We start from the raw sequence: 20,402 nt of genomic DNA, 5'->3' as shown, positions 1-20,402 counted from the left end.
ATGTTGCTGAGCGTCCGGAATCTGCATGCGCGCATTGGGGACAAGGAGATCCTCAAGGGCATCAACCTCGAGCTGAAGCCCGGCGAGGTCCACGCCATCATGGGCCCCAACGGCTCGGGCAAGAGCACGCTGTCGCAGGTGCTCGCGGGCCGTGAGACGTACACGGTGACTCAGGGCGAGGTGCTCTTCGACGGGAAGGATCTGCTGGCCCTCTCGCCCGAGCAGCGCGCCACGGCGGGCGTGTTCCTCGCGTTCCAGTACCCGGTGGAGATTCCGGGCGTGGGCAACCTGCACTTCCTCCGCACCGCGCTCAACGCGCAGCGCCGCTCCCAGGGCCTGGAGGAGCTGGATGCCATGGACTTCCTGGCGCTCGCCAAGGATCGGATGAAGCTGGTGCAGATGGACCAGGGCTTCCTCAACCGCTCCGTCAACGAGGGCTTCTCCGGCGGTGAGAAGAAGCGCAACGAGGTGTTCCAGATGGCGGTGCTCAAGCCGCGCCTGGCCATTCTCGATGAGACGGACTCGGGCCTGGACATCGACGCGCTGCGCATCGTCGCGGGCGGGGTGAACTCGCTGCGCTCTCCGGAGCGGGCGATGCTCGTCATCACCCACTACCAGCGGCTGCTCGACTACATCGTCCCGGACCACGTCCACGTGATGGCGGGCGGGCGCATCGTCATGTCCGGCGGCAAGGACCTGGCGCTCGAGCTGGAGAAGAAGGGCTACGCCTGGGTGGACAAGCTGGGCAAGACCGCCGGTGCGGAGGCGCGCCCGTGAGCCCGGGGCTCCAGCACTACCTCGACGTGGCGCAGCGCTTCCAGGAGGAGCGCGCGGCGGAGTCGCCCCTGTGGCTGCGCTCGTTCCGGGAGCAGGGCCTCGCACAGCTCTCGCGCCAGGGCTTCCCCTCCACGAAGAACGAGGACTGGAAGTACACGGACGTGGCGCCCATCGTCTCGCGCCCGTTCGCGCCCACGGGCTCGGCCGGGAGGCTGGAGCTGAAGGCGCGGGTGGAGCAGCTCGCCCTTCCGGGGCCCCGGCTCGTCTTCGTGGATGGGCGGCTCTCGGCGGAGCTGTCTTCGCTGGAGGGGTTGTTCCCAGGCGTGACGGTGAAGCCCCTGCGCGATGCTGTGCGCGAGGACGCCGAGGCGCTGGAGGCCGTGCTGGGCCGGCGAGCCAAGGCGGAGGCCCATCCGTTCGTCGCGCTCAACGCGGCGCTGCTGGACGAAGGAGCCTTCATGCAGGTGCGGCCCGGCGCCGTGGCTCCGAGCCCGGTGCAGTTCCTCTTCTTGTCGTCCGGTGCAAGCGCCTCACCGGTGCTGGCCAGCCCGCGCATCGTGGTGGTGGCCGGAGCGAACAGCGAGGCGGCGCTGGTGGAGCTGTACGCCGGGGTGGAGGGCGGTGCCTCGTTCACCAACGCGGTGACGGAGGTGGTGCTCGGGGAGAACGCGCGGCTGCACCACTACAAGCTCCAGGCGGAGCCGGACGCGGCCTTCCACGTGGCGAGCCTCCACTCGGAGCAGGCTCGGGACAGCCGCCTGGCCTCGCACCTCTTCGCGCTGGGCGGGGCTCTGGCGCGCAATGAGGTCCACTCCGTGTTCGCGGGTGAGGGCGGCGAGTGCGTGCTGAACGGCCTCTACATAGGGCGCGGCTCGCAGCACCTGGACAACCGCACGGACCTGGACCACGCGGTGCCCCGGTGCACCAGCCGCGAGCTCTATAAAGGAGTGCTCGATGGCCGTTCGCGCGGCACCTTCCACGGGCGGGTGCTCGTGCGGCCCGAGGCGCAGCGCACGGACTCGAGCCAGACGAACCGCAACCTCCTGCTCTCGGAGGAGGCGCTGGTGGACACGCGCCCGCAGCTGGAGATCCTCGCGGATGACGTGAAGTGCGCTCACGGCGCGGCGGTGGGCCGGCTGGACGAGCAGGCCCTCTTCTACCTCCGCGCGCGCGGCATCCCTCGCGCCGAGGCGGAGCGGCTGCTCACCTACGCCTTTGCCAGCGAGGTGGTGGGCGCGGTGGCACTGGAGCCCCTGCGGGCGCGGGTGGAGCAACTTGTGGCGGGGCGGCTGCCGGGCGGGGCTCGGCCGGAGGTGGTGGCATGAGTGGCGGTGGACTCGACGTAGCGAAAGTGCGCGCGGACTTCCCCATCCTGAGTCAGGAGGTGCGGGGCCGACCGCTGGTCTACCTGGACAGCGCGGCCTCCGCGCAGAAGCCGCAGGCCGTCATTGATGCCATCTCGCACTTCTACACGCACGACAACGCCAACGTGCATCGCGGCGTGCATACCCTCTCCGAGCGCGCCACCGCCGCCTTCGAGGCTGCTCGCGAGAAGGTGGCCCGCTTCCTCCACGCCAAGAGCGACAAGGAGATCGTCTTCGTGCGCGGCACCACCGAGGCCATCAACCTCGTGGTGCAGACCTTTGGCCGGAAGAACATCGGCCCCGGTGACGAGGTGCTCATCACCGCGCTGGAGCATCACGCCAACATCGTCCCCTGGCAGATGCTCTGCGAGCAGGTGGGCGCCAAGCTGAAGCAGATCCCCGTGGATACTCGTGGGGACCTCGTGCTGGACGGGCTGGAGGAGCTCCTCACGCCGCGCACCCGCATCCTCGCGGTGACGCATGTCTCCAACGCCCTGGGCACGGTGGTGCCGGTGAAGGAGATCATCCGCCGCGCTCACGCCAGGGGAGTCCCCGTGCTGGTGGACGGCGCCCAATCGGTGACGCACTTCTCTGTCGACGTGGTGGACCTGGACTGCGACTTCTACGCCTTCTCGGGCCATAAGCTCTTCGGCCCCATGGGCATCGGTGTGCTCTACGGCAAGAAGGAGCACCTGGAGTCCATGCCTCCGTACCAGGGCGGCGGCGACATGATCCTCTCCGTCACCCTGGAGAAGACGCTCTACAACCGCGTGCCGTACCGCTTCGAGGCGGGCACGCCGGACGTGGCGGGCGCGGTGGGGTTGGGCGCGGCCATCGACTACCTGGGCCAGGTGGGCTTGGACGCCATCGCCACTCATGATCGGGAGCTCCTGGCCTACGCCGAGCAGGCGCTGAAGGCCGTGCCGGGCGTGCGCATCCTCGGCCAGGGCCGCGAGCGCTCGGGCGTGGTGTCCTTCATCATGGAGGACATTCACCCGCATGATGTGGGGACCATCCTGGACCGCGAGGGCGTGGCTGTCCGCACGGGCCACCACTGCGCGCAGCCGCTGATGCAGTGCTTCGGCGTGGCGGCCACCGTGCGCGCCTCCATGGCGCTCTACAACACCCGCGAGGACGTGGACGCGCTCGTGCGCGGGCTCCACAAGGTGCGGGAGGTGTTCGCATGAGCTCGGATCTGCAGGACCTCTATCAAGAGGTGGTGCTGGACCACGGCAAGCGCCCGCGCAACTTCCGCGAGGTGGAGGGGGCCAACCACCGCGCCCAGGGCCACAACCCCTTGTGCGGCGACCAGCTCACCGTGACCATCAAGGTGGAGGGCGGCGTCATCCGGGACATCGGCTTCCAGGGACAGGGGTGCGCCATCTCGCGGGCCTCGGCGTCGCTGATGACGGGGGCGGTGAAGGACCGCACGCGCGAGGAGGCCGAGCAGCTCTTCGAGCAGGTGCACAAGCTGGTGACGGAGGGCCCGGCCGAGGTGGACACCGAGGCCCTGGGCAAGCTGGCCGTCCTGTCCGGAGTGAGCGAGTTCCCGGCGCGCGTGAAGTGCGCGAGCCTCGCCTGGCACACGCTGCGCGCGGCGCTGCGGGGCGAGGCCGATCCCATCTCGACGGAGTAGCGAGGGTCGCATGAGAGGGTTGGTGGTCATCGACCGCGAGGTCGAAGCGACGTTGATTCCCAGTGGAGACCGGGTGATGGTCCCCGCCGGGACGGATCTGCGCGTGATGCAGACGCTGGGCGGCAACGTCACCGTGCAGTCGGAGTCGACCGGTCAGCTGCTGCGCATCGACGCGAAGGACGCGGACGTGCTCGGCGAGGAGTACGCCCAGGCGGCCAAGGCCCTGGAGCCGAAGCACTCGGAGGATGGCTCGTTCAACGAGGACCAGGTGTGGGAGCAGCTCCGGACGGTCTATGACCCGGAGATTCCCGTCAACATCGTGGAGCTGGGGTTGGTGTACCAGTGCAAGGCCGAGCCGCTGCCGGAAGGCGGCCACCGGGTGGACATCCAGATGACGGTGACGGCGCCCGGGTGCGGCATGGGCCCGGTGCTCGTGGAGGATGTGAAGCGCAAGGTGTCCAGCGTCCCCGGCGTGAAAGAGGCCCACGTGGAGCTGGTCTGGGAGCCGCCCTGGGACCAGAGCCGCATGTCAGACGTGGCCCGTCTCGAGCTGGGGTGGATGTAGCGCTCAGTCCGCTGTCACGCCGACAGGGGCGGGCGTGAGGTGCTCGAGGGGGGCTTGGGGCAGTAACACCCGGAAGATGGCGCCCTGGCCGAGCGTCGAGTCGACCGTGATGTCGCCACCGAGGCCGAGGATGATGCCGTAGCAGACGCTCAGGCCGAGGCCTGTGGTGGTGCCCATGCGCTTGGTGGTGAAGAAGGGCTCGAACACCCGGCCGAGGTGCTCGGGGGCAATGCCCCTGCCGTTGTCCTGGATCTCCACGGCGATGCGGCCATCCTCCTCGAGCTGAGTGGAGATGCGCAGGGTGGGCGGCGAGGTGGGCCCGTCCTTGAGCGCCTGAGCGGCGTTGGCCAGCAGGCCGAAGAAGACCTGCTGCAGACCGTTCTCGCTGGCAAAGACGGGAGGCAGCGATTGGAAGTCGCGCATCACCTGGGCCGTGGGAGCCAGCAACGGCCGGGCTTCACCCAAGGCCTGCTCCAGCACCTCGTGCACATCCACCCGGGTACGAGGGGTTTCATCCAGGCGGCTGAACAGCTTGATGTTCTGGATGATGCGGCGGATGCGCTCGGCCCCTTCGAAGGACTCGGCACACACCTCGCGCAGCTCCTGCATCTCACTGGCGCTGAGACGTGAAGGATCCACGTCCAGGTGCGTGCGCAGGTAGCTGAGGTTGGCGAGGATGAAGCTCAGGGGGTTGTTGATCTCATGGGCCAGGCCGGCCGACAGGCGGCCGAGAGCCTCCAAGCGCTGGGACTGAACGAGGCGGGCGTTGGCGGCGGTGAGCTGGCGGGTGCGCTCCTCGACGGCACGAGACAGGCCCTCCAGGTGAAGGCGGTTGGAGCGCAGCAGCTCCCACTTCTCGGTGAGGGCGAAGGCCAGCTGGCGCACCTCGATGCCGTCGAAGGGCTTGCGGAGGATGAGCAGGCGCTGGGACAGGCCCAGCTTGAGCATCATCTCTTCCCAGGAGTAGTCGGCGTAGGCCGAGCAGATGACCACCTGGAGGTCAGGGTCCTCTTGCCAGAGGCGGGAGGTGGTCTCCACGCCGTCGATGCCGGGAGGCATGCGGATGTCGACAAAGGCCAGAGCGTAGGGCCGGCTTTGCTGCCGGGCGGAACGGGCCAACTGGAGCGCATCTTCGCCCTGATACGCCGAGTCCACCTCGAAGCCGGGGAGCTGGGCGCTGACCTCGGAGTGCCCGAAGAGATCCGCCTCCATCTCGTCCAAGGAGTCATTGGCCGAGGGCGGGCAGAGGATCTTTCGGAAGTCCAGGTGGATGGTGCGGTTGTCGTCCACCACGAGGATGCGGCGGTTGGGAGCGGCGGATGTACTCACGGAGGGATCTCCTCGCCTGCCAGGGGAAGCTCGAGCGTGAAAGTGGCGCCCTGTCCGGCGCCAGGGCTGGCGCAGGTGAGCCGGCCCTTCATCTCGGTGGCGGCCAGGGCGCTGATGTGCAGCCCAAAGCCATGGCCTGTCTTCTTGGTGGTGAACCCTTTGGAGAAGATGCGAGACAGGTTTTCGGGCGCGATGCCCATGCCGTTGTCGGCCACTTCAATGAGCAGCTGCGCCGAGTCCTCGGTGGTCCGCACGCGGATGGTCAGGCGCTTGTCCTGCGTCTGGCTGTCCACCAGTGAGTGGCGCGCGTTGCTCAGCAGGTTGATGAGGATCTGCAGCAGCTTGTGCCGGTCCACCAGGATGGGAGGCACCTCGGCATATTCGCGCACGATGGAGATGCCCAGACGCTCCAGCGAGATGGCATGCAGGCGCAGGGCTTCGTCGATGAGCTGGGGCACATGCAGCTCCTCGATGGCCCCCGCAGTGCGCGCGTGCCGCTGCTGCGTGGTGACGATGGACTTGATGTGGTCCACGCTCTCGCTCAGCGTCTGCACTTCCTTGTTCATCGCCTCGCGCTCCTCGAGGAGACTCTCCGAGAGCGCGATGAGGTAGCTGGCCAGCCGCTGCCCCTGGGGATCCGTCGAGAAGAAGGTCCCCAGGTCCGAGGAGTGCTCCTTCAGCATCTGCGCGGCCTTGGCCAGGCCGGTGACGCGGGACTTGCGCAGCAGATCCGCCAGCACCGTCGTGGCGATGTTGACGGAGTTGAGCGTGTTGCCCACGTTGTGCAGCACCCCCGTGGCGATCTCCGCCATGCCCGCCTGCCGCGAGACGTCCACCAGCGTGCGGTGCATCTCTCCCAGGCGCGTGTCCGCGTCCTTCCGGGACGTGACGTTGCGCGAGAAGATCGTCGCGCCGACCACCTGGCCCTCCTCGCCGGTGATGGGGTGCAGGTGGTTCTCGTAGACGACGCGTCCGCCCGGAAAGGGGTATTCCTCCTCGAAGCTCAGATGCTGGCCCGTGGCGACTTGCGCCAGCAGCTGGCGCCAGATCTCCTGTTGGTCGGGCGCCTGGTTGGAGAAGAGGAACTCCCCCGGCAGGGGCGCCCTCCCCACGGCGGAGGCGAAGAGCCGGTTCAGCGCCGAGTTGGCGGTGATCAGGTTCCCCTGCAGATCCACCGAGGACACGATGTCATCCGTGCTCTCGAAGAGGCTGATCAGCTTGCCCTCGCTCTCGCGCTTCGCCTTCAGCGTCCGCTCGAGTGAGAGCTGGATCTGGTCGCGCGCGGTGTTGTGCAGCGCGCCCAACCCCCACGCGCCCAGGAAGGAGATGCTGGCGAAGATGTACATCTCCCAGAAGTGCGTATCCGGCGTGAACGCACTGTCCGCGCGGGTGATGTAGAGCGGGAAGACGATCCCCATCGTGAGGATGAGGAAGAAGGTAAAGGACAGGGCCCTGCGGGAGCCCAGCAGGTACACCGAGAGCGCGGGCAGTAGCATCATCGCGGCGTGCATCCCCGCGGTGGGGATGCGCAGTGCGAAGATGAAGCCCGCCATCGCCAAGGCGACGATGCTGCACAGCAGCAGCGCGGGCAGCCGGATCGTGGCGGCCCGGTGTATCAGGGCGAGCAGTCCAGAGTAGGCCAGCGCCGCGGGGATGCCCAGCGCAAGCGCATGCCACTGCAGCGTGGGCTTGAGCAGTGCCTGCGCCATGAACACCAGGTCGTACAACAGTAGGAACAGCGCGAAACCCACGGTCAGCCGCGCACGCGTGAGCTCCGATGGGTCGGCCTGCCGGAGGCGCTCCGAGAGAAACCTGTCCAGGAATGCCACCAAACGGCTTCGAGAAGGCTCCGTGTCCGGTACGCCCGTCCCGGGCCCCAATGCTGGGGACTGAGACTTCGGTGTCTCGGGCGAATGCGAACTCGACATATCCCCTGGCCGTGCGCGCAGGCCGGATACCGATGGCCTGCTTGCAGCCCGGATTGTGTTCAGAACGCGACACGATGTTCAAAGGCACTCGTGACATGAAGGCTGCTCTGCCGGGAGGGCAGGAAGACCTACCTGCTCTCTCGGTCAGGGTGCGGTGTCTAGAAGTGTGGGAGGGAACTCACCCAGGCGTGGTCTGGGAGGCTTCCAGCGGAGCCGGGGGCAGCAACACCCGGAAGGTGGCGCCCTGGCCGAGGGAGGAGTCGACGATGATGTCGCCGCCGAGGCCGAGGACGATGCCGTAGCAGACGCTCAGGCCGAGGCCCGAGGTGGTGCCCATGCGCTTGGTGGTGAAGAAGGGCTCGAACACCCGGCCGAGGTGCTCGGGGGCAATGCCCTTGCCGTTGTCCTCGATCTCGACAGCGACGCGGCCATCCTCCTGGACGTGGGTCTCGACGCGCAGGGTGGGAGGCGAGGCAGGCCCGTCCTTGAGCGCCTGAGCGGCGTTGGCCAGCAGGCCGAAGAAGACCTGCTGCAGGCCGTTCTCGCTGGCGAAGACGGGAGGGACAGCGTGGAAGTCGCGCACCACCTGGGCATCGGATGCGAGCAACTGGCGTGCCTCGCCGAGGGCGTGCTCCAGCACCTCGTGCACATCGACGCGGGTGCGCGGGGCCTCATCCAGACGACTGAACAGCTTGATGTTCTGGATGATGCGGCGGATGCGCTCGGCCCCTTCGAAGGACTCGGCGCACACCTCGCGCAGCTCCTGCATCTCACTGGCGCTCAGGCGCGAGGCATCCGTCTCGAGCTGGGTACGCAGGTAGCTGAGGTTGGCGAGGATGAAGCTCAGGGGGTTGTTGATCTCATGGGCCAGGCCGGCCGACAGGCGGCCGAGAGCCTCCAGGCGCTGGGACTGAACGAGGCGAGCATTGGCGGCGGTGAGCTGGCGGGTGCGCTCTTCAACGGCCCGGGCCAGGTCCTCCAGATGAAGGCGGTTGGAGCGCAACAACTCCCACTTCTCGGTGAGGGCAAAGGCCAGCTGGCGCACCTCGATGCCGTCGAAGGGCTTGCGGAGGATGAGCAGGCGCTGGGACAGGCCCAGCTTGAGCATCATCTCTTCCCAGGAGTAGTCGGCGTAGGCCGAGCAGATGACTACCTGGATGTCGGGATCCTCCTGCCAGAGGCGGGAGGTGGTCTCCACGCCGTCGATGCCAGGAGGCATGCGGATGTCGATGAAAGCCAGAGCGTAGGGCCGGCCCTGCTGGCGGGCGGCGCGAGCCATCTGGAGCGCCTCCTCACCCTGATACGCCGAGTCCATCTCGAAGCTGAGCGCCAGCTCATGTTTCTCGGCGTGACCGAAGAGGGTCGCCTCCATCTCATCCAGCGAGTCATTGGCTGCGGGCGGGCAGAGGATTTTTCGGAAGTCCTGGTGGATGGTGCGGTTGTCATCCACCACCAGGATGCGCCGATTGGGAGAAGCAGCTGTGCTCACGACCAGACCTCTCCGCCGCCAGAGGGAGTTGGCGGGACTCTCTAGCCGATTGTGGCCAGGAATCGTCGAGGACTTCCAACAGGAAGATGGGTTTGTTGGAGTCAGGCGGTGAGCAGCTTGCGCTCCTTCAGCCCGTAGCCCAACGCTGCCACGGCGAACCCTCCCAGGGCCCAGCGCAGCCAGGGCCTTGCCTCCTTGGGGGTTTCCTTAGGCTGAGAGGCGGGCAGGTGCTCGGCGAACAGCGAGACCATGGCGGGGATGAACTCCAGCAGATCGTGCGGCCCTCGGCTAGAGACCCAGGTGCCATCCCGGACTACGGGAGCGTCCTCCCAGATACCCCCCGCGTTGTGGAGGTCATCGCGGATCCCCGGCCAAGAGGTGATTCGCCTTCCTCGCACCACATCCGCGGAGGCCAGCAGCCAGGGGCCATGGCAGATGACGGCGATGGGCCGGTCGAGGCGCTCGAAGTCGCGGACGAACTCCAGCGCCAGCTCGCTCTGCCGCAGGAGGTCCGGGTTGACGAAGCCGCCCGGGAGCAGCAGCGCGTCGTAGTCGGCGGCCTTCACCTCCCGCAGGGTGGTGTCCACGTGCACCTTCTTGCCCGGGTACAGGAGGTTCATTCCCCGAATGGAGCCGGGCCTCAAGGAGATGATCTCCACGAGAGCGCCCTCGCGCTTGAGCTTCTTCACCGGGTGCGTCAGCTCCACCTGCTCGAAGCCATCCGCCGCCAGCACGGCCACCCGCAGCCCCTTCAACTTCTTGCCCATCGATTCGACCCCTTGTGCTGCTCCGCGCGTGTGGGAGCACCCGCTGACTCTGTGTACGGCCCCCATGGGCGAGAATCGGGAGAGGGGAGCCGGGCAGCCGAGGGGCTGCCGTCCTCCCAGAGCAGGGAGCGCTTCCCATGCTCCAGGAGGGCGGCGCCGGGTGAGGGCTTTTCTTAGGGCGTGAAGACGAGGTCCCGCGTCTGGATGAGGTCCACGTCTCCGGCGAACTGGGAGAACGTCTCGTACTCCTGGGGCATGACGCGGGTGCGAGGAAGCCGCAGCCCCTCGACGATGGTCAGCACCCGGCCCTCCTGCTTCTCCGAGCGCACGTAGCGGCCGAAGCGGTTGTCCACCTTCAGAGAGGCCTGCGGGTCCTGCAGCCGCCAGCCCTCCGGCAGCGTGAGCGTCACCTGCGTGTTGCTCGCCTCGGAGTCGTCGAGGAACAGCGGCGCCTTGCGGGTGCTGAGCTGCACGAAGCGCCGGCCCAGCTGGGCGGGGTAGGTGACGGGGCCCAGCACCATGCGCTTGTTCTCGATGCGGGCGAAGCGCGGCACGTTGAACTCGTAGCGGAGGGTGAAGGGCGCGCCTACCTGCTCGGGGTGGTCGAGCGTCACGCTCGTGAGGTCCGCACCGCCGAAGTACCGCGTCACCGCGCCTTGGAGCGACTGCTTGCGGCTCTCGGCCGACAGCGCGTCGAAGGCCTCCGCCAGCTGCGCGCCGACGAAGTCCATGTAGATCTCCTCGCCCTTCACCACGAGCTGTCCGTCCGGTTTCAGCTCCATGCTGAGCGTCACCTGCTTGTTGACCTTCTCCACCAGCGGAGGCGTCGTCAGCTTCTCCATGGGGCGGCCGGGCTCAGGCAGCAGGTAGCCGGGGCGCTCGCCCAGGGCGTTGTCCGGCAGCCCGCCGAACGGAGCCCAGCGCACCGTGGTGTCCACCCAGAAGGGCTCCTCACCCGGCAGGTACACGCGCAGCCCCGTATAGGACAGCAGCAGCTGATCGTTGGGGAACAGATAAGGCGCGGGATCCGAGGAGAAGGTGCGCACCGTCGCCAGCCGCGCGGGGATGCCCAGCGACTCCAGCGAGGCCTTGAGCAGCATCAGCCGGCTGCCGCGGTCCTGCGCCAGCGTGGAGATGGCCGACTGCACCACGCCCACATCCCGGCCCGGGATGCGCTTCATGATGGCCGCGTGCAGCGCCTTGACGGCCTCGAGGCCCGTCTTGCCCTCGGTTACCTTCTTCGCGAACGCCTCGATGTCCGCGTTGCGCTTGTAGCGGTCGATGAACGTGTCCGCCCACATGGCCGCCAGCTTGTCCTGGCCCGTGTTCCCCGAGCCCACGATGACGAAGGGCAGGTACTCGTTGGAGGACCAAGGAGACTCGGGCTCGGGGATCCACGGCGGCACCCGCCGGGCCTCCTGGGTGAAGAGCTCCACGTCGCCCTTCGTCTGCGGCGGGTTCACCTTCACCTTGTGCGAGTCCACCTTCATCCCCGTGCCCTTGGGCGCCACCACCGTGTACGTGGTCCAGTTGTTCGTCATGTTGGCGATCTGGAAATAGAAGGGCGAGGCGACGAAGCCCTCCTGCATCGGCCCCCGGCCGGACTCGGCCAGCAGGTACTCCACCTCCACGTAGTCGCCCACGTTCACGCCGGGCAGGCTGATGTTGTCCTTGCCCTCGATGTTCTCCGGCTCCAGCACCGTGCCGTCCGCCTTGATGGTGCGCAGCGCCAGCACCTGGGCGCCCGCGGGGATGGTCACCTCGGCGATGTCCTCGATGCCGTTCTGCTCCAGCGCCTTCTGGACGATGTGGATGCGGTTGGCCACCGAGCCATCCGGGAACACCTGCACGGCGGCCGCGTCCAGGATGTACGTGGCGGCGGCGCTCTGCTCGCCCGGTGACTTCTCGTACTCGGCGATGGCCTGCTTGCCGTCGATGGCGTAGTCCTGCAGCAGCTCCTTGCCCGTCTTCGCGCGCGCCACGGCCCGCTGCAGGGCCAGGTCGCTCCCGTCCAGGGCCAGCGCCTTCTCGCGCAGCGCCAGCGCCTCCGCCGACGCGCCCGCGTACTCGCGCACGTCCGCGAGCCGCTTATAAAGGTAGGAGCTCCGAGGCCACAGGGTCATCAGCTCCTTCAGGGTCTTGGCGGCATCGTCATAGCGGCGCAGCGACACGTAGAGGTTCGACAGCGTCAGGGACGTGCTCACGCTGCCGGGGTCCCGCACGAGCAGCTCCTCATAGAGCTTCGCGGCGGTGGCGGTGTCACCCCGCTGGCGCGCGTGCTCCGCGGCGCGAGCCCTCGCGCCCGCACAGCCATTGAAGTCGGTGACGAGCTGGTCCATGAGCGCCGCCGCGTCCCTCTTGCGGGCCAGGCTGTAGCGCAGCGAGAGCGCGTCACAGAGCCGGGGCTGGGCCTTGAGCGCCGCGGCGAGCGCCTCCTCGGCCTCGGCGTCCACCTCGAGCGCGATGGCCGCGCGGGCTCGCAGCATCTGCACGGGGACGCTCTCCGGGCCAGCCAGCTCCAGCGCGGTCTTCAGCACGTCCTGCGCGGCGGCGGCCTGGCTGTCACCGAGCGCCAGCTCCGCGCGCAGCAGCAGCGCGGACACATCCTTGGGGTCCTTCGCCAGCGCTGCCTCCAAGTCCCTCGTGGCCCGGCCGCGCGCCACCTTGGTGGGCACGGAGCGGTCCTGCGTGGACAGCGTCGCGCTCAGCATGAGCAGGGGCTCGCTGGTGATGAGCTCCGGAGGCAGGGTCGCCAGCAGGCGCCGAGTGCCGTCCGGGTCCCGGCCCGCGGAGTCCACGGAGGCCAGGAAGGTGGCGAGCAGCCCGCCCGCCTCGCCCTCGAGCGCGGCCGCGAGGTCCGCCGCGGTGGGGAAGAAGGAGGCCTGCACGAAGGTGGGCGCCGTGCCCGCCCAGGAGGGCGCGGGCCCGGTGGCCGGTGTGTAGCGGATATTGGAGGGGCGGCCGTCGGCGCGCGGCAGCGTGAAGGCGATGGTGCCCGTGCCGTTGTCCTTGGTGAGCTTCACCAGGAAGCGGTGCTTGCCCGCGGAGAGCCGCAGGGCCTTGCCAGTGACGGTGGACTGGGTCTGCTCGAAGTTGCGGCGCTCGAAGAGGAGCACTCCATCCATCACCACCTTGAAGGAGGAGGCGGAGACGGCGCGCGCCAGGTACTCGCCCTCCTCGGCCACCTCCGCGTCGAAGGCGAGGAGGTAGACGTCGCTCTCGCCGGGCTCTCCATCCAACTGGTGGCGGCTGTCCGGGGCCTGGAGGGTGCGCAGCGTGAGCGGGCCGTAGGGGCCGGTGAAGGGGCCCGCCAGCGAGCCATCCTTCTCCGGCGGAATGGGCTCATCGAAGGACAGCGAGTGGTAGAGCGAGAAGGGGCCCACCAGCGTGGCCACGGGCGTACCGCCCACGTCCTTCACCGCGGCGGCCAGGGCCTCGCGGTCGCCCTTCACGAGGGCCGCGCCCAGGTGGCAGCCGCGCAGGAGCTGTGCGGCCTCGCCTATGGCGCCCGCGTCGAGCGCCTTCTGGGTGCCCTGGAGGATGACGGCGTCCAGATCGGGCGAGCTGCCCACCTGGTCGAGGATGTAGCGCGCCGCAGGCACGGCGAGCGGGTGGGTGGGAGCGCGCTGCACCAGCTCCAGGGCGGCGGTGAGGGCGCGGTCCGGGGCGGCCATGCGGCGCGCGAGCAGGTGCTGGCCCATGAGGGCGTACGGGTCGCCCGGGTCCTTGGCGATGGCGGCGTCGAAGCGGGCCCGGGCGGCGTCCGTGTCGCCCTTCACGAGGTACGTGTGGAAGCCCGCGAAGGCCAGCGTCCGGGCCTCGCCACTGCCGGATTGGGCCCGCTCGGCGGCGGACTCCAGGATATCCGTGGCGGAGGGCGAGCGTTTGGGACAGCCGGACAGGCCGGCGACGAGGGCGACGAGCGCGAGGAGGCCGCGAGAGGTGCGCATAGGTCCCGAGGGATAATGCAATCCCAGGGGCGGGGCTACATCCGCATGCAGGGTGTGTGCACCCGAACAGAGCGGCGGAGGGGGCTACCTCTTCTTTCCCCCCTTGGGAGGCGGCGCTGGAGCCTTGGCGGGCGGCTTCTTCGCGGGAGGCGCGAGCTTGACGGCCGGCTTGGTGGCGACGGGGGTGGGGCGGCTGACGGGGGCCTCGGCCACGGCCGTGGGAGGCGCGTTCGAGGCCTTCCGGACGCTGTAGCTCAAGCCCTCCACCCGGCAGGTGCCGTCGATGCAGCCGACTGCCGCGCGGGGCAGCTCACCGAACTGCTTCTGCCACTCGCGGCCGAGGATGAGCGGCTCACCGATGGGTCGCCGGTCCTTGCCGGTACCCACGAAGCCCCTCAGCATGCCCTCTGCGTCCACCTCCATCTCAAAGTGCACGACCCCCTCGGGAGAGGCTTGGCCGAGCATGGTACCCCGGCGCTCCCCGAGCACCCACTCCAGCCGCAGCGGGGCGCCCGAGCCCTCTTGGACGAGTCCCACGAAGCGTCCAGGGACGCCCACGAGCATGAGCGCTGCCTGCGGGGCAGGTGGCTCTCCGAGGAGGAAGTTGCGGGCCTCCTCTATGGGCGTGGGCGCGGGATTGCTCGTGAGCACATCTGCCTTGAGCAGGGCGGTGTCTCCCTCCATCTCCATTACATCTACATCCGCCACGGCCTGCCCTGTGCGGGATTTGTGGTCCCTGCTGAGAGCGGGGAACACCAGGGCTTTGCCGTCAATGTCCAGTGTGCGGCCCGAGACGAGGAAGTAGAGCTGATCGGCGCCCTCGCCCATCTCCATGGAGCGGCGCTCGGTGCCCTTGACCTTGCGGCCCGCGATGCTCTTCACGGAAGTCGGTCCGAGATCGCTGGAGAGCGCCGTGCCCGCTATGATTGGCGGGAGTTTCATCTTCGTCTGCAGCCACTCCCGGCCGAGCTCGCCCGCCGCCGCCAGCACCAGCAGCGTGGCCACCACCCGCCCGGTGAAGCGCGCCGCGCGCCCCACGCCCGCCTTCACGCGCTGAATGACGGTGAGCGGCTTGGGCGGCTGCGAGGTGATCACCGGGGCCAGCGGCTCCAGGTCGGCCATCATCTCGGCCACCGTGGAGTAGCGCTCGTCGGGGTCCGGCTTCAGGCAGCGGCCGACGATGGCATCCAGCCGCGAGTCGATGCCCGGCTTGGTCGCGGAGGGCGGATCGAACGTGCCCAGCGGCACCTCGCCCGTGAGCAGCTCATAGAGGATGACGCCCAGCGAGAAGATGTCCGCGCGCTTGTCGGCGGTCTTCGCGTCCACGCGCTGCTCGGGCGCCATGTACGAGAGCGTGCCCATGGAGACATGGGTGCTGGTGAGGTTGTAGCGCGAGTTGGCGTCGTCCAGGAACGAGGCCAGCCCGAAGTCCGTCACCTTGGCCAGCCCGCCGGCCTGCTGATCGAAGAGGATGTTCTCTGGCTTCAGGTCGCGGTGGATGACGCCACGGCTGTGCGCGTACTCCACGGCCCGGCAGATCTCCATCATCATCCGCAGGGCTTCCTTGGGCGTGAGCAGCGGGGAGCGGACCTGCTCGCGCAGCGAGGGCCCCTCCACGAACTCCATCACCAGGAAGTAGGTGGTGTCCGAGCGCCCCTTGTCGACGATGGAGACGATGTTGGGGTGCGAGAGGGCGGCCAGCGCCGCGGCCTCCTTGTCGAACCGCGCCACGAAGGCGGGGTCCTTGGCCAGCTCGGGGTTGAGCAGCTTGACCGCGACGATGCGGCCCAGGGAGAGCTGGATGGCCTTGTGGACCTCACCCATGCCTCCCATGCCGACGAGGTTTTCGAGGCGGTAGCCAGGGATGGTCTCAGCCGCGGGGCGCCGGCTGATGGCGGTGGTGTCCAGGGATGCCATGGCGATGGAAGCAGCAGCAGGCTAGCAGACCTTGGGGCGTGACGAACCCCCTGGGAGCAGGGCCTCTTCTGCTTCCGTCGTGACTGGAATGCGGCCCAGCGGAAAGGGGCTCAGCGGGTGCCGCTCAGCAGGACCATCTCCGCCAGCTGCGTGCGGGTCTGCGAGAGGTTGGAGCGCATCTGCTTGTGGCGCAGCGCCGTGCCGAGCCCGCCCGCCAGGGACTTGAGCAGGGTGACTTCCTCGGCGGTCCACACGCGGGCCTTGCGGCAGTCCTCCATGAAGATGAAGCCCCACTTCTCCCTGCCCGCTTGGATAGGGGCCAGGAGCATCGACTGCGTCTGGAGGTGGGTCAGCAGCAGCTTCAGCCGGGGCGGCGCGACGTTCGCCACGCTGGAGACCGTCTGGCCCGCCGCGAGCGCGTCGGCCCAGAGGGGCGCCGCCTCGCGCAGGGAGAACTGCTTCATCGTCGGCGACTCGAGCATGGAGGGCATGTTCGGAGCGGCCCACCCGAAGCGCGCATCCATCAGCAGGCGGCCCTTGATAGGGAACGGCTGGTTCTCGAAGAGGGTGATGCGGTCCACTCCCACCGAGGAGCCGATGTGGCCCAGCGCCGCCGTGACGTGGGCCGGGCTGAAGCCCGTCTCCATCAGCAGCTTCGTGGCCTCAGAGATCTTCGCGAAGATTTCGATCATCGGCGGCTCCCCGGGTTCACGGGATATTCCGTTATTCCCTAAGAACGGATTAAGCCTGTTTTTGATCTTTCTGTCAAATCACGTTTTTGCTGTATTTTGGGTGGGGCAGGGTAGGACTGGGGCTGATCGCGCGCTGCCCTGAAAATGCGAAGGGGTGCCGCCTCCGAAGAGAGGGCACCCCCTGCAAGCTCGCTCGCCTTGAGGCGACCGGTGACTACTTGGTCTCCGGGGTCTTCGCCGCGTCGGTCTTCTTGGTGGTGGTCTTCTTGGTGGTCTTCTTCTCGGTCTTCTCACCGGCCGGGGCGGCCTCGGTCTTCTCCTCGGTCTTCGTCTCGGTCTTCGTCTCGGCCGGGGCGGCAGGAGCCGGGGCGGCAGGGGCAGCGGCAGGAGCGGCCGGCTTGGTCTCGGCGGTCTTGGCCGGCTCATTGGCGAACGCGGTGGCGGCAACGAACACGACGGCGGCGATGATCTTCTTCATGGTGGAAAGCTCCGATAGTTGGGGCAGCGACGGCGCGAGATGCGTCCGTGTGCACCGGCTCGCTAGAGCAGCCCCCGTGCCATCGCCGCTTCCTCGGAGCCGAGCCCGCGTGGGCCACGGCGTGGGGAGTTCCTCCTCATTTGGTTCTCAAACGGTGAGGAGCTACTCCCCAAGGTCACCCGGCGGGTCTTTGACGGAATCCCCGCGCTTCTGCAATGTGCGGGTCATGCGGTACCTCTTCATCGCTACGGTGGTTGCGGGGTGGGGAATGGGGTGCGCGACAGTCCCACCTGTCGTGCCATCTCCGAGCCCCGCCCAGGTGCTGGAAGTGGAGGCGTGGCGTCGCCATTATGAGGAAGAGCGCGCGCGTGCGGAGGAGCTGGCCCAGCGGCTGGCGGCCACGGAGGCGGCGATGGAAGCGCTCCAGCTCGAGCGCGCCGAAGCCGAGCAGGCCCAGCAAGTGTTGAGTGAGGAGCTGGTGCGCGGGGAAGTCGAGCGGCACGCCCTCGAGGAGCACAACGCCCAACTGCAGGCCCGGCAGCGCGAGCTGACGGAGATTCACGAGGAGATGGCGGACGTGTGGTTCGAGTCGGCGCTCTCTCGTGCGCGGCGGCACAGCTCTCAGTCGGAGTCCTCCGCGCCGGCCACGGCTCCCGCGACAAGACCGGCACCCGCGCCGGGTGGTGGGCAGGGGGCTGCGCCCTGAGGGAAGTGTGAGCGCGCGCGCCCCCATTCGTGGCTACCGGGCGGGTTTCCTCTTCGCGGTGGCGTTGCTGTCGGCCGTGGCGGGCTTCACCCTTTGGACGGAGGTGCGCACCGGCCAGCAGGTGGACGCGCTGGTGCGCGAGGCCCTGGATCGCGAGCAACTGATCGGCCGCATCCGCGTGGATGTGTTCTCGCTGGAGAGCGCCATCGAGGCCCACATTCGCGCCAGGGATGACGAGGAGCGCCAGGCCGCCAACGCGGTGATGGAGGACATCCTCGAGAGCATCCGCCGCTCCACTGAGGCCTCCACGCGCAACCTGCCCCCGGGCGAGAAGGCGGCCTGGCAGCGCTTCAACGCGTCCTGCCGGACGCTGGCGGATCAAACGCGGGCGACGGCCGTGCTCTCGCTGCGCCAGGAGGCCGAGCGGGCCCGCCACCACCTGGCCGAGCGCATCCGCCCGCTGCTGTTGGAGGTGGACACGCAGGCCACACAGTTGGCGCAGGAGAACTCTGCGGAGACCCAGGAACTGGTGGCGAACCTGGCGGCCATGCGTGTGCGCACGACGATGCTGGGGGCAGGCGTGACGCTGGTGGCGGTGCTCGTGTCGCTGCTGGTGGGTTGGCACATCACCTCGGTGCTGCGGCGGCAGGAGGGCACCATCCAGCGGCAGATTGAAGAGCTGGGCCGGGCCAACCAAGAGCTGGACTCCTTCACCCGCCGGGTAGCGCATGACTTGATGGGCCCGCTGGCGCCACTGAAGGGCTACCTGACGTTGATCCGGCGCACGGGCGCGGTGCAGGACGACGGGGCGCTGGAGATGCTGGCGCAGTGCGAGTCGAGCGCGGTGCGGATGGGCGAGCTCATCGAGGCCCTGCTGCGCTTCTGCCGGGCGGGCACGCGGGGCGAGCGCACCTCGGCGGAACTGGACACGACGGTGAGCACGGTGCTGCTGGAGTTGTCGCAGACGGCGGCGGCGCAGGGCGTGGCGCTGGAGCGCGAGCTGGAGCCGGGCGTGCGGGTGGACTGCCCCAACCAGTTGCTGCAGGTGGTGGCGCGCAACCTGGTGTCCAACGCGGTGAAGTACACGGCGGGGCGGCCCTCTCCGAGCGTCTCTGTGTGCGTGGCCTCGGTGGGCAGTGAGGCGGTGCTGGAGGTGAAGGACAACGGGATGGGAATGAGCGCGGCCACCCGGAGTTCGCTCTTCCAGCCGTTCTTCCGCGCGCCCGAGGCCCGCGGCTTGCCGGGACATGGGTTGGGGCTCGCCACGGCGAAGCGGCTGGTGGAGGCCCACGGGGGCACTTTGAGTGTGGAGTCCCAAGAAGGCGTGGGCACGACGATGACGGTCCGGTTCCCGCGGTTGAGCCCGGTGGTGGCGGCATTGCCCGAGTTGGCTCCCGCCGCGCGCAAGGTGGCGCCATGAACCCCGTGCGCCTGCTCGCGGTGGACGATGATCCGCACGCGAGGGACTTGCTCCGGCGGCTGCTGGGCACGCTGGGCGAGGTGGTGCTGGCCGCCGACCCGAAGGCCGCCGAGGAGCGGCTGGTCGAGGAGGGGCCGTTCGACCTGGTGCTCACGGACATGGCGATGCCCAACCCCGGGGATGGGCTCCACGTGCTCCAGGCGGTGAAGGCGCGACTGCCGGACACGCCCGTCATCGTGGTGACGGCGTTCGGGAACATCGAGGGCGCGCTGGACAGCATCCAGCAGGGGGCCTTCGACTACCTGGCCAAGCCCTTCGACGTGGACGCCATCCTGCGGGTGGCGAAGCGGGCGCTGGAGCAGAAGCGGCTGGTGGAGGAGAACCGCTCGCTGCGCAAGCAGGTGGAGCGCAGCACGCTGGTGGGGCGGAGCCCGGCGCTGCTGGAGGTCTACAAGCAGGTGGCGCGGGCGGCGGCGACGCTGGTGCCGGTGCTCATTACGGGCGAGACGGGGACGGGCAAGGAGATGGTGGCGCGGGCGCTGCACAAGCGCTCGGCGCGGGCGGGCGGTCCGTTCATCCCGGTGGACTGCGGTGCCATCGCCGAGTCGCTCATGGAGAGCGAGCTGTTCGGCCACGCGCGAGGGGCCTTCACGGGAGCGGTGGGTGCACGGCGCGGCCTGTTCGAGGAAGCCCACGGCGGCACGCTGTTCCTGGACGAGATTGGCGACGTGGGGATGAAGGTGCAGTCCCAGCTCTTGCGCGTGCTGCAGGAGGGGGAGATCCGCCGCGTGGGCGAGAGCGCCCCGGTGAAGGTGGACGTGCGGGTGGTGGCGGCGACGAACAAGGACTTGAAGGCGCGGGTGGCGGAGGGGGATTTCCGCGAGGATTTGCTGTACCGGCTGGACGTGGTGCACCTGCACCTGCCGCCGCTGCGCGAGCGGCGGGAGGACATCGCGGCGCTGGTGGAGCACTTCGCGGCGCTGCACGCGCGGGGCGGCGTGAAGCCGGTGGTGACGGCGGAGGGCATGGCGCGGCTGGCGGCGTACGACTGGCCGGGCAACGTGCGGCAGCTGGAGAACGTGGTGGCGCGGGCGCTGGCGCTCAACGTGACAGGAGTGCTGGGGCCGCAGGACTTCCCGGAGCCCATCGGGGACGCGCCGGAGAAGGCCACGGGGCTGGCGGAGGACTTGCCGAGCCTGGAGGTGCTGTCCCGGCGGTACGCGGCGCACGTGCTCCAGCACGTGGGTGGCAACAAGAGCGAGGCGGCCCGGCTGTTGGGCGTGGATCGCAAGACGCTCTACAAGCTGTTGGAGTCCTCCGTGCCCGAGGAGCGGTGAACGGGAGCCACGGCTCCCGAGTGGCCGCTCCGCGAGTCCCGAGTAGG

Annotated in this window: 16 protein-coding genes; 8 read left to right on the top strand and 8 right to left on the bottom strand. The window is 68.8% G+C overall.

Features of this window, described 5'->3' with window-relative positions; all coding sequences use genetic code 11:
- The 5 genes from sufC to sufT are packed head-to-tail and all read left to right on the top strand — an operon-like array spanning position 1 to position 4,342.
- Positions 1–777 (top strand): Fe-S cluster assembly ATPase SufC, encoded by a 777-nt coding sequence (gene sufC / locus DB31_RS28710; protein ID WP_044193268.1) that lies wholly within the window; start codon positions 1–3, stop codon positions 775–777.
- A complete protein-coding gene (gene sufD, locus DB31_RS28705) occupies positions 774–2,102 on the top strand; it encodes a Fe-S cluster assembly protein SufD (RefSeq protein ID WP_044193267.1) in 1,329 nt (442 codons plus the stop codon). Before sufC ends, sufD begins: the two co-directional genes overlap by 4 nt.
- Positions 2,099–3,328 carry a cysteine desulfurase gene (locus DB31_RS28700; protein WP_044193266.1) on the top strand — a complete coding sequence of 410 codons (1,230 nt, stop codon included), beginning with the start codon at positions 2,099–2,101 and terminating at the stop codon, positions 3,326–3,328. The genes sufD and DB31_RS28700 overlap by 4 nt, the downstream gene beginning before the upstream one ends.
- A complete protein-coding gene (gene sufU, locus DB31_RS28695) occupies positions 3,325–3,777 on the top strand; it encodes a Fe-S cluster assembly sulfur transfer protein SufU (RefSeq protein ID WP_044193265.1) in 453 nt (150 codons plus the stop codon). The genes DB31_RS28700 and sufU overlap by 4 nt, the downstream gene beginning before the upstream one ends.
- Before the next feature lie 10 nt (positions 3,778–3,787).
- Entirely contained in the window at positions 3,788–4,342 is a 555-nt protein-coding gene (sufT, locus tag DB31_RS28690; RefSeq protein ID WP_044193264.1) for a putative Fe-S cluster assembly protein SufT, read from the top strand.
- 3 nt (positions 4,343–4,345) lie between these two features.
- Here sufT and DB31_RS28685 read toward each other — a convergent pair whose 3' ends face one another.
- The 8 genes from DB31_RS28685 to DB31_RS28650 form a co-directional block, all read right to left on the bottom strand.
- Positions 4,346–5,671, bottom strand: coding sequence for a hybrid sensor histidine kinase/response regulator (locus tag DB31_RS28685; RefSeq protein ID WP_044193263.1), 1,326 nt, complete (start codon positions 5,669–5,671; stop codon positions 4,346–4,348).
- Positions 5,668–7,500, bottom strand: coding sequence for a sensor histidine kinase (locus DB31_RS45260; RefSeq protein ID WP_240486933.1), 1,833 nt, complete (start codon positions 7,498–7,500; stop codon positions 5,668–5,670). The genes DB31_RS28685 and DB31_RS45260 overlap by 4 nt, the downstream gene beginning before the upstream one ends.
- Positions 7,501–7,777: 277 nt before the next feature.
- Entirely contained in the window at positions 7,778–9,088 is a 1,311-nt protein-coding gene (locus DB31_RS28675; protein ID WP_044193262.1) for a hybrid sensor histidine kinase/response regulator, read from the bottom strand.
- A 101-nt stretch (positions 9,089–9,189) separates the two neighbouring features.
- On the bottom strand, positions 9,190–9,855 hold the full coding sequence (locus tag DB31_RS28670) for a type 1 glutamine amidotransferase domain-containing protein (RefSeq protein WP_044193261.1): 666 nt from the start codon (positions 9,853–9,855) through the stop codon (positions 9,190–9,192).
- A gap of 173 nt (positions 9,856–10,028) precedes the next feature.
- Positions 10,029–13,805 (bottom strand): tetratricopeptide repeat protein, encoded by a 3,777-nt coding sequence (locus DB31_RS28665; RefSeq protein ID WP_044193260.1) that lies wholly within the window; start codon positions 13,803–13,805, stop codon positions 10,029–10,031.
- Between the two features lie 84 nt (positions 13,806–13,889).
- On the bottom strand, positions 13,890–15,722 hold the full coding sequence (locus DB31_RS28660; protein ID WP_044193259.1) for a serine/threonine-protein kinase: 1,833 nt from the start codon (positions 15,720–15,722) through the stop codon (positions 13,890–13,892).
- 110 nt (positions 15,723–15,832) lie between these two features.
- Positions 15,833–16,414 carry a GAF domain-containing protein gene (locus DB31_RS28655; protein WP_044193258.1) on the bottom strand — a complete coding sequence of 194 codons (582 nt, stop codon included), beginning with the start codon at positions 16,412–16,414 and terminating at the stop codon, positions 15,833–15,835.
- 214 nt (positions 16,415–16,628) lie between these two features.
- Entirely contained in the window at positions 16,629–16,892 is a 264-nt protein-coding gene (locus DB31_RS28650; RefSeq protein ID WP_044193257.1) for a hypothetical protein, read from the bottom strand.
- Positions 16,893–17,187: 295 nt separating this feature from the next.
- On the opposite strand from DB31_RS28650, the gene DB31_RS28645 reads away from it, so the two are divergent.
- Genes DB31_RS28645 through DB31_RS28635 form a run of 3 tightly spaced genes read left to right on the top strand, consistent with a single transcriptional unit; the run spans position 17,188 to position 20,355 of the window.
- Positions 17,188–17,598, top strand: a complete 411-nt coding sequence (locus DB31_RS28645; RefSeq protein ID WP_205628577.1) for a hypothetical protein — start codon at positions 17,188–17,190, stop codon at positions 17,596–17,598.
- Positions 17,599–17,605: 7 nt separating this feature from the next.
- Positions 17,606–19,018, top strand: a complete 1,413-nt coding sequence (locus tag DB31_RS28640) for a sensor histidine kinase (RefSeq protein WP_044193256.1) — start codon at positions 17,606–17,608, stop codon at positions 19,016–19,018.
- A complete protein-coding gene (locus tag DB31_RS28635) occupies positions 19,015–20,355 on the top strand; it encodes a sigma-54-dependent transcriptional regulator (protein WP_044193255.1) in 1,341 nt (446 codons plus the stop codon). The genes DB31_RS28640 and DB31_RS28635 overlap by 4 nt, the downstream gene beginning before the upstream one ends.
- Positions 20,356–20,402 lie beyond the last annotated feature (47 nt).

The organism is Hyalangium minutum (genome assembly GCF_000737315.1).
Lineage (GTDB): Bacteria > Myxococcota > Myxococcia > Myxococcales > Myxococcaceae > Hyalangium > Hyalangium minutum.
This window is presented reverse-complemented; position numbering and strand designations above follow the sequence as displayed.

Bases quoted from the DNA above. Each gene is read 5' to 3' on its own strand.
- sufC (WP_044193268.1), top strand. From the start codon at position 1: ATGTTGCTGAGCGTCCGGAATCTGCATGCGCGCATTGGGGACAAGGAG.
- DB31_RS28700 (WP_044193266.1), top strand. From the start codon at position 2,099: ATGAGTGGCGGTGGACTCGACGTAGCGAAAGTGCGCGCGGACTTCCCC.
- sufU (WP_044193265.1), top strand. From the start codon at position 3,325: ATGAGCTCGGATCTGCAGGACCTCTATCAAGAGGTGGTGCTGGACCAC.
- sufT (WP_044193264.1), top strand. From the start codon at position 3,788: ATGAGAGGGTTGGTGGTCATCGACCGCGAGGTCGAAGCGACGTTGATT.
- DB31_RS28670 (WP_044193261.1), bottom strand. From the start codon at position 9,855: ATGGGCAAGAAGTTGAAGGGGCTGCGGGTGGCCGTGCTGGCGGCGGAT.
- DB31_RS28665 (WP_044193260.1), bottom strand. From the start codon at position 13,805: ATGCGCACCTCTCGCGGCCTCCTCGCGCTCGTCGCCCTCGTCGCCGGC.
- DB31_RS28660 (WP_044193259.1), bottom strand. From the start codon at position 15,722: ATGGCATCCCTGGACACCACCGCCATCAGCCGGCGCCCCGCGGCTGAG.
- DB31_RS28655 (WP_044193258.1), bottom strand. From the start codon at position 16,414: ATGATCGAAATCTTCGCGAAGATCTCTGAGGCCACGAAGCTGCTGATG.
- DB31_RS28650 (WP_044193257.1), bottom strand. From the start codon at position 16,892: ATGAAGAAGATCATCGCCGCCGTCGTGTTCGTTGCCGCCACCGCGTTC.
- DB31_RS28635 (WP_044193255.1), top strand. From the start codon at position 19,015: ATGAACCCCGTGCGCCTGCTCGCGGTGGACGATGATCCGCACGCGAGG.